This is a genomic window from Endozoicomonas sp. YOMI1 (assembly GCF_024606345.1).
In the GTDB taxonomy this organism is placed as follows: Bacteria; Pseudomonadota; Gammaproteobacteria; order Pseudomonadales; family Endozoicomonadaceae; genus Endozoicomonas.
In genome coordinates, this window is sequence record NZ_JAHHPM010000008.1 from 1 (window position 1) to 8,537 (window position 8,537).

Genomic DNA, 8,537 nt, shown 5'->3' on the forward strand with positions numbered 1-8,537 from the left:
AGACCAATTTATCGCAACCGCAGTAGGGCAGACTATTCTCGGACAGCCTCCTGGGCTGCACAACAAGATTGTGCGATGCTATTCCTGTCAGGTTGGGTGTACAATGCCAGCCAGCGGATCATTCCAGACGTTATTACGAGCACATGTTTCACGAGATACCCAAGACACTGCCTGATACTCCTTTACTGGACCAGGTAAATAATCCGGAACAACTTCGCGCACTTGAAGAATCCCGTCTGCCACAATTGGCCCGGGAGCTGCGGGAGTTTTTATTGTATTCCGTTGGGCGAACAGGGGGGCATTTTGGTGCCGGGCTTGGCGTAGTGGAGCTGACCATTGCGCTTCACTATATGTTGAATACTCCGGAAGACCGTTTGGTCTGGGATGTTGGTCACCAGGCTTATCCGCACAAAATTCTGACGGGGCGCAGGGGTAGAATGTCATCCCTGAGACAAAAGGATGGCCTCGCCGCTTTCCCAAAAAGAGAGGAAAGTGAGTTCGATACTTTTGGTGTCGGGCATTCCAGCACGTCTATCAGTGCGGCGCTTGGCATGGCAATTGCTGCCCGGGTTAAAGGTGAAAACAGACGCGCTGTTGCAGTGATTGGCGATGGCTCCATGACGGCGGGTATGGCGTATGAAGCCATGAATCACGCAGCTGATGTAAAGGCCAATATGCTGGTGATTCTCAATGATAACGACATGTCCATTTCCAGAAGTGTTGGCGGGCTCTCCAACTATCTGGCCAAAATACTTGCCAGCCGGACTTACCACCACATTCGTGAAGGCAGTAAAAAGGTTCTGAATGTTATTCCCCGTGCCTGGGAGCTGGCAAGACGAACCGAAGAACACGTCAAGGGAATGGTTGTTCCCGGAACGTTGTTTGAAGAGATGGGTTTTAACTATATCGGCCCTATTGATGGTCATGACCTGCCCATGTTGATTCATACCTTGAGAAACATGAGAGACCTCGAAGGACCTCAGTTTTTGCATGTGGTGACTCAGAAGGGGAAAGGGTTTAATCCGGCCGAGCAGGATCCTATTGGTTACCATGCCATTAACAAGCTGGAACCTCAGGCAACCGAGAACCTGAAAATGGTTGCTCCCAAGAAGCCCAAATACGCCAATGTTTTTGGACAGTGGTTGTATGATATGGCCGCAGCGGATGAGCGGTTGATGGGTATCACGCCGGCAATGAAAGAAGGCTCTGACCTGATTCGTTTTGCGGATCACTTTCCGGAGCGTTATTTTGATGCGGCGATTGCTGAGCAGCACTGTGTCACACTGGCGGCAGGCATGGCCTGTGAAGACCTCAAGCCGGTTGTTGCGATCTACTCGACATTCCTGCAGCGTGCTTATGATCAGCTGATTCATGATGTCGCTGTGCAGAAGCTGGATGTACTTTTTGCCATCGACCGTGCGGGCATGGTGGGGGAAGATGGCCCAACCCATGGTGGCTGCTACGACATTGCCTATCTGCGTTGTATCCCTGATATGCTGGTGATGACGCCGGGTGATGAAAATGAAACCCGACAGCTGCTGTCTACTGGTTTTCTTTATAATGGGCCGGCATCGGTTCGTTATCCTCGTGGAACAGGACCTGGTGCCAAGATTTGCCTTGATCTTGAGCCTCTGCCTGTTGGTAAAGGTGAAATTCGCCGTAAAGGAAGCAGGGTAGCGCTGCTGGTGTTTGGCACCTTGTTGGGGAATGCCCTGGCAGCTGCTGAGTCGCTGGAAGCAACGGTTGCCAATATGCGGTTTGTTAAACCTCTGGATGCAGCACTGGTCAGAGAGCTTGCCGCTAACCATGAGCTGTTGGTGACCCTTGAAGAAGGGTGTATTGCTGGTGGTGCAGGCTCAGGCGTTATGGAATATCTGCAGAAACAGGAAATTACTGTGCCGGTTCTGAATCTTGGTATTCCTGATACCTACATTGAAGCAGCGAGCCATAAGGAACAGCTGGCTCAGTGCGGGCTGGATAAGGAGGGTATTATTCGTTCGGTTCGTGACCGGATGGAGCGGATAGAGCGGAAGTCATTTCATCTTGGTAAGGCGGCAGCCCCGGCTTAGTGGCTGTGTTTGTCCTGAACAACTGTCCTTTTCACGAAAAAGTCGAGATGATAAAAAAGGGAGCCAAATGGCTCCCTTTTTGATTTGTTCAGGCCATGTTGTACATGTGCCCCAGTTTCCACACCTTCGTGGCCAGGTAACGCTCGTTATGAGGGTTTTGACCGGTCTGGTGCGGGATCCTTTCGGCAACCTGAATGCCCAGGTTGGTAAGAGATTCAACTTTGCGTGGATTGTTGGTCATTAGTTTCAGGCTGGAAACGCCAAGATGATCAAGCATGGTTTTGCACATGTCATACTTGCGCATATCCGGCTCAAAACCCAGTTCTTCATTAGCCTGAACCGTATCCATGCCACTGTCCTGAAGATGATAGGCGCGAACCTTGTTCAGCAGACCAATGCCACGGCCTTCCTGGCGGAGATAAAGCAATACGCCTCGACCTTCTTCAGCAATACGCTCCAGGGCCGCCTGAAGTTGTGGACCGCAGTCGCAGCGCATGCTGAACAGTGCATCACCAGTCAGGCATTCGGAATGAACTCTGGCAAGTACCGGTCCACCCTGACTGACATCCCCCATGGTTAATGCCAGATGCTCCTTGCCCGTACCACTGTCTTCGAAGCCATACATGATGAATTCGCCATAGGGCGTGGGTAAGCGAGACTCTGCAACAAAACTAACAGACACTCACTGCTCCTTATGTAGTTCGTGACCGGATTGTATCAGTCTGTGAGGCTTCAGGCGAGTATGGTAATAAGGCAGAAAGATAGGGAGAACTACAGGCTGACCCGGAATAATAGACTAATAATTTGTCTCAATCTGCATGACTCCACGATGCTCTGACAGTTTGACGTGTTTCAGGAAGCTCATGCCTAATAATACGATGTCAGGGTTATGTGAGAACTTCCTTCAGATAGAAATAATGAATGGCCTGAAGGGATAAAAATGCAAAGACACCCGCCACCAGGTCATCAATCATAATGCCAATACCGCCGTGAACTTTTTTATCCAGCCAGCTGATCGGCCATGGTTTCCAGATATCAAACAGCCTGAACAGGACAAAGCCCAAGAGAATCCACTGCCATCCTGCCGGGGCGGCAATCATGGTTATCCAGAAACCGCAGAATTCATCCCAGACAATGGCTGGATGGTCGTGCACACCCAGATCTTTTGCGGTTCGTCCACAGAGCCAGAAACCGACCACCGAAGCGACAACCAGAGTCCCAAGGTATGTCCAGAGACTCAATCCCTGCAGTAGCAGGTAAAAAAACACAGCGGCAATGGTGCCGAAGGTGCCGGGTGCTTTGGGAGCCAGCCCACTGCCGCAGCCAAAGGCGAGGAAGTGAACAGGATTTTTCCAGCAGGTTTCTCTTGGCGTTATGCCTTGTTTGGTAGAGAGCGTCATGGACTTTATGTTCTTTCAGAAATCAAAAATGAGTGTAGGCTTTTTTGCTCAGCAGGTTGCCCTGTGGGTCTCTGATTATTCCAGACTCATCATTAATCTGGCCGATACAGGTTATACGACATCCGTCTGAGAGTTTGGCTGGCAGTGTCTGAGCCAGGGGGCGGGGGATCGTGAAACAGAGTTCGTAATCGTCACCACCGGTCAGGGCCAGGGTGAGGGCGGTATCCTGGTCATGGAACTGGTCAAGGGCAGCAGACCTGGGGACCAGCTCGGGCTCGATTTCTGCGCCCACGTTGCTGGCTTCGAGGATATGGCCAAGATCCCCCAGCAGTCCATCGGAAATATCCAGGGCTGAAGTGGCACCTGCCTGACGCAGCCATTGCCCGGCAAATAGACGGGGGGATGGATACCAATAGCGATTTAACAGGTATTTAAGGCTTTCATCGCCATAGGTTTCCGGTGTCTTGCCATTCAGAACAGAAGGCAGAGCCCCGGCTGCATCACCCAGTGTGCCGGTAATACAGATAAGATCACCGGGCCGGGCACCGCTTCGTAACAGGGCCTGTCCTTTGGGGACAAGCCCCTGAACCTGTAGCGAGAGGGTCAGTGGTCCCTTAGTGGTATCTCCACCAATAAGTGGGACTTTAAATCGCTGGGCAAGCTGGGCAAGACCTTCAGAGAACTCTTTCAGCCAGAGCTCGGAAACCCTGGGCAGGGTCAGGCCGAGGGAAAAACTGTGTGGTTCTGCCCCCATGGCCGCAAGGTCACTGAGGTTGACGGCCAGGGCCCGGTAACCGAGGGCAAAAGGATCGCACTCCCCGGGGAAGTGAACCCCTTCCACCAGGGTGTCCAGTGACTGGGCAAGCTGCATGTCCGGGGGGATGTCAAAGAGCGCACAGTCATCACCAATGCCAAGAATGCTGCTGGTATATTGCCCTTGAATCTGTGCGATCTCAGGGCGAGCAAAGTAGCGTTTTATCAGCTCGAATTCACCCATTACACCAGCGGCCATAAATCCCCGTTAAATGGTCAAGTCGTCCTCTGTGCCTGACACCCGTCATGGTGTAAGCAGCTTATAATCAGCCTATTTTTTGCGGTAGGCTTGTACTTCCTCAGAACGCAGGTGTGGTGCCAGCTTGTCGAGGATACCGTTAATGTAGCGATGGGAGTCCTGGGCACCAAAGCGCTTGACCAGTTCGATGGCTTCATTGATCACCACCCGATAAGGAACATCCTTCCGGTTGATCAGTTCAAAGCAACCAATGCGCAGGGCTGACAGCTCCACTGGGTCAAGCTGGCTCAATGGGCGGTCCAGCACGGCGGTCATCGCTTCATCAAGTTGGTTGGCCTGTTTGGGAACACCATGAATGATGGCACTGAAATAGCCAGCATCCACTTTGCTGAAATCATTGTCAGTGCGGAATTGCTCTTCAATCTGATTCAGTGGTGATTTGGCAATTTGCCACTGATACAGCGCCTGAAGGGCCAGCTGTCGCGCTCTTCTGCGAGCCGACGGGTTGAGCCGGTCTGCGCTTTTCTTTTGCAAGGGGGTGCATTGTGGGTTATTCATTGGCGAGGTGCTCACCTCAAGCCTCCAGATTCAATAAAAGGGATATCATTTGAAAGGCGTGGGCCTTTCCATCCTTGCTGCCAGATTTTTCCATGGTCACCAGGTTGTTACCGTCAGAGCATCAAGGGGAAGCATTTCATCTTCCAGATTAACCTGAAACGGCTTTTTAACACATTCGTTAGCAACGCAATCAAAGTGCAGAAAGTGTACCAACCAAATAGTAATAGCAAAGGTAACTCTTGCATTAAATACAGATGTGCATTCAATACGGATGGTCAGTATCAAATCAGTTTACATGATCGGATATCGTCCATTGTGATTTTTTTAAGCTATTGACATCCTGGTTCCATCAGATGAGAGCTTACTCACCGAATGGCAGATACTCCACAACTTCCAGGTCAAATCCGGAAAGTGCCGCAAAGCGGATGGGCGAGCTTAACAGGCGCATTTTGCCAACGCCCAGGTCCCGCAAAATCTGCGAGCCGGTACCAATGGCCTGGTAGGCTCTGGACATACCATCGGAAGAAGTACGCTCATTGGCATCAACAAAGCGCTCCAGGGCCATTCCCAGATCCTGATGGCTGCCGGAATCCAGCAGCACAACAACCCCGGTGCCTTCTTCTGCTACCCTGACCATGGCTTTATGCAGAGACCAGCTGGGGCGGGCACCCTCACTGTGGGCTGCCAGAAGGTCGCGGAAAGGTTCCATGGCGTGGACACGAACCAGTGTTGGTGAGTCCGGAGTAATATAGCCTTTGCTGAGCGCCAGGTGTTTGCAGTCGCTGATGCTGTCCTGATAAACCGAAAGATAGAACTGGCCAAAGTCGGTTTTGATGACTCTCTGCTCAACCTTTTCTACGGTTTTTTCATGGGTAATCCGGTAGTGGATCAGGTCAGCAATAGTACCAATTTTCAGGTTGTGCTTTTCTGCAAACGCTTCCAGGTCAGGGTGACGGGCCATTGAGCCATCTTCATTCATGATCTCAATAATGGCTGCAGCAGGTGTCAGTCCTGCCAGACGGGCAAGATCACAACCGGCTTCCGTGTGGCCAGCGCGGCTCAATACACCGCCGGGTCTGGCGCGAAGTGGGAAAATATGACCTGGCTGGACAATGTCAGCCGGGCGGGAAAGTGGGTCGACCGCCGTTAAAATGGTTCTGGCTCGATCCTGAGCGGAAATACCCGTGGTAACTCCTTCTGCCGCTTCAATGGATACGGTGAATGGTGTGCCATAGCCAGACTGGTTGTCAGAAGCCCCCACCATTTGCGGAAGGCCAAGAAAATCACAACGATCGCCGGTCAGTGTCAGGCACAGCAATCCCCTTGCCTCACGGGTCATAAAATTAACAATTTCCGGGGTGATTTTCTCCGCAGCGATGATCAAATCACCTTCGTTCTCACGGTCTTCATCATCCATCAGTATGACCGGCTTACCGAGGCGAATGTCCTCTAGAAGTTCTTCGATGGAGTTCAGCTGCATAATGTCCCTCTGATACCCGGTGGTTTCCGGTACGATTTCTTATCAGCTATAAGCGAAAAATGTTTGGCGGCTATTTTACTCTTTTCGTCAGGGGTTAAAAGCTGTTTATGGGGGATCTGTGCTTTGTGGTGATTTGGTTGTAATTGTTTTAGACGTCATTCCAGCATTATGGGATTAAGAAATCGATCCTACCAAGAGGGAATAAAGTGCCTGCAAGGCAATGGTAAGCTGCAGTTTGACCCGGCACTCACTTTTACGTTTAAAGAACAAATTGAACAGTTACAAAAGCCTCGTAATTATGCCGAACAGATTGATCTTCGTCTGATGGCGTGTACTGAAAATTGCAGGATCATTGTTTGCGATCTTGATGAAAAGGTACTCAGCGTTGTTGGCTCTGAAGGTGAGCTTGAACAGTATCCAAAAAAAACATTGTCTGAAGTCATGGGTCAATACCCTGAGGCAGAATTATTTGTGTACGATGAAGAGGGCAAACACTACATGACAGGCAGGAAAAAGTAGTGTTGTGATTGCTGGCAGGCTTAGGAATAGTCCTTGAATAATTTCCACATTCTGAAGCTTCCAAACTCCGTTCGTCCTGAGCCTGTCGAAGGGCGTAAACTCCGAAACATGATAGATCGTGCCAGACACCCCTTCGACTCCGCAGGGGGAACGGAGAGTGAATTCTAAATGTCGGAATTATTTAAGGACAATTACTTAACGCATTACTTATAGTAGGCTAAATGTCAGGATAGAAAAAATTGAAAGCACGCCAACAATTGTCTACTAACGAGATCCTCACTCATTGGACCGTGTTATTTCCAGACCAGCAAATGATCGGGAATTGTATCAGGTCTGGGTAGTATTTCTAATTGGCTGGTTAAGCTTTTCAGGATATTTTCTATCTGGTCTGAATCAAGACGTTCGTTTAAAAGGTCTGAGATGATTTTCTCCTGCTCATTACTAAGCTCTTGTTTCCATCTTTCCAAGCTTCCAGCATGGCCTTCTCTACAAATTCTTATTGCATCCTTAACGCAATCAGAGCATTCAAAGCGTCCGGGCGGGATTGCCACACAGTTGTGACCCATCCTGTCGAGCAGGGATATCAAAAGCTTACCTATTTCTTCCTGTTGTTTGCCATTCTGAATCAGGCCGAAATCAGAAATTTTAAGTCTGTTCTCTCGGGCAAAATACAGGACATTACCACAGGCAATATCTGCATTCTTAATCCTGCCTTTTTGTTGTATGTGAAGATACCCTCTTAATAATTCGGCTATAAAAGAGTTCAGCTGTTTGCTATTCAGCTTTGTTTTGTCTTGCCCCCATATACCAATGAGTTGAGTTACGTTGCAGTCTGCCAGCTCCATAGCAATGGTACAAGTCTCCAGAGAGTAGTCTAACATTGTTACGATATTTACATGTGGGTTTAATCCTTTGAGAGTATTGATTTCAATTTCACCGAATTCGATGGGTTCTTTCAGTGCGACATATTTGTTTTCTGTATTTCCTGTTATTTTTTCAGCAAGAAAAACTTTGGAGAAACAACCTTCGCCAATCTGGTGTTTTTTTATATATCTTCCAGACATGAGCGCTACAGCTTCATTGTTTTCGTCAAAATGTGCTTGTGGTGGATGTTGATAAGTTGGTTCAGATGGATTAAAAGATTGCATTTACTAATCTCAATTCTTAGGGTAGACATTAAGGCCAATTAAAGCAGTACTTACAGTGCAGAACTCATCCTGAACAGCCACAATAATAAAGCTTCGAAACCATTATCAAGACTGAACAAGATGAGTACTACAAATAGTAGATTAGTTGAAAAAAACTGCTGACCTGTTTCGATCGGTCAGAACTCCTCAGTATGGCGGAACAGCTTGGTTTTACTATACGACAGCGAGATATCCGTCCTTTGGATTTTATTCTCTCACTGATTGATGCCCTCTCTGGTGATGGAAACTGCGACACCCAGGCGGATCTGCACCGTAAATTTAACGAGTTGACGGGGCTGAATATCTCCTATC

Annotated in this window: 8 protein-coding genes; 2 read left to right on the plus strand and 6 right to left on the minus strand. The window is 49.2% G+C overall.

What is annotated here, in order from left to right:
• Positions 1 to 143 precede the first annotated feature (143 nt).
• The gene (gene dxs / locus KDK15_RS00210) at positions 144 to 2,069 is read left to right on the plus strand and encodes a 1-deoxy-D-xylulose-5-phosphate synthase (RefSeq protein ID WP_257293357.1); all 1,926 of its coding nucleotides are present in this window, start codon (positions 144 to 146) and stop codon (positions 2,067 to 2,069) included.
• Positions 2,070 to 2,157: 88 nt separating this feature from the next.
• Here the strand turns inward: dxs and ribA are convergent, their stop codons facing one another.
• The 5 genes from ribA to ribBA form a co-directional block, all read right to left on the minus strand.
• On the minus strand, positions 2,158 to 2,751 hold the full coding sequence (ribA, locus tag KDK15_RS00215) for a GTP cyclohydrolase II (RefSeq protein ID WP_066016005.1): 594 nt from the start codon (positions 2,749 to 2,751) through the stop codon (positions 2,158 to 2,160).
• A gap of 205 nt (positions 2,752 to 2,956) precedes the next feature.
• Positions 2,957 to 3,469: a phosphatidylglycerophosphatase A gene (locus KDK15_RS00220; protein ID WP_257293358.1), complete on the minus strand. Its 513-nt coding sequence runs from the start codon at positions 3,467 to 3,469 to the stop codon at positions 2,957 to 2,959.
• 22 nt (positions 3,470 to 3,491) lie between these two features.
• Positions 3,492 to 4,481, minus strand: coding sequence for a thiamine-phosphate kinase (gene thiL / locus KDK15_RS00225; protein ID WP_257293359.1), 990 nt, complete (start codon positions 4,479 to 4,481; stop codon positions 3,492 to 3,494).
• Between the two features lie 72 nt (positions 4,482 to 4,553).
• Positions 4,554 to 5,039 (minus strand): transcription antitermination factor NusB, encoded by a 486-nt coding sequence (nusB, locus tag KDK15_RS00230; RefSeq protein ID WP_257293363.1) that lies wholly within the window; start codon positions 5,037 to 5,039, stop codon positions 4,554 to 4,556.
• A 361-nt stretch (positions 5,040 to 5,400) separates the two neighbouring features.
• Positions 5,401 to 6,519 (minus strand): bifunctional 3,4-dihydroxy-2-butanone-4-phosphate synthase/GTP cyclohydrolase II, encoded by a 1,119-nt coding sequence (ribBA, locus tag KDK15_RS00235; protein WP_257293360.1) that lies wholly within the window; start codon positions 6,517 to 6,519, stop codon positions 5,401 to 5,403.
• Positions 6,520 to 6,687: 168 nt separating this feature from the next.
• Here ribBA and KDK15_RS00240 point away from each other — a divergent pair, with 168 nt between their 5' ends.
• Entirely contained in the window at positions 6,688 to 7,038 is a 351-nt protein-coding gene (locus KDK15_RS00240) for a hypothetical protein (protein ID WP_257293361.1), read from the plus strand.
• A gap of 293 nt (positions 7,039 to 7,331) precedes the next feature.
• On the opposite strand, the gene KDK15_RS00245 is transcribed toward KDK15_RS00240, so the two are convergent.
• Positions 7,332 to 8,186: a protein kinase gene (locus KDK15_RS00245; RefSeq protein WP_257293362.1), complete on the minus strand. Its 855-nt coding sequence runs from the start codon at positions 8,184 to 8,186 to the stop codon at positions 7,332 to 7,334.
• Positions 8,187 to 8,537 lie beyond the last annotated feature (351 nt).

Bases quoted from the DNA above. Each gene is read 5' to 3' on its own strand.
- KDK15_RS00245 (WP_257293362.1), bottom strand. From the start codon at position 8,186: ATGCAATCTTTTAATCCATCTGAACCAACTTATCAACATCCACCACAA.
- thiL (WP_257293359.1), bottom strand. From the start codon at position 4,481: ATGGCCGCTGGTGTAATGGGTGAATTCGAGCTGATAAAACGCTACTTT.
- nusB (WP_257293363.1), bottom strand. From the start codon at position 5,039: ATGAATAACCCACAATGCACCCCCTTGCAAAAGAAAAGCGCAGACCGG.
- dxs (WP_257293357.1), top strand. From the start codon at position 144: ATGTTTCACGAGATACCCAAGACACTGCCTGATACTCCTTTACTGGAC.
- KDK15_RS00240 (WP_257293361.1), top strand. From the start codon at position 6,688: ATGGGATTAAGAAATCGATCCTACCAAGAGGGAATAAAGTGCCTGCAA.
- KDK15_RS00220 (WP_257293358.1), bottom strand. From the start codon at position 3,469: ATGACGCTCTCTACCAAACAAGGCATAACGCCAAGAGAAACCTGCTGG.
- ribBA (WP_257293360.1), bottom strand. From the start codon at position 6,519: ATGCAGCTGAACTCCATCGAAGAACTTCTAGAGGACATTCGCCTCGGT.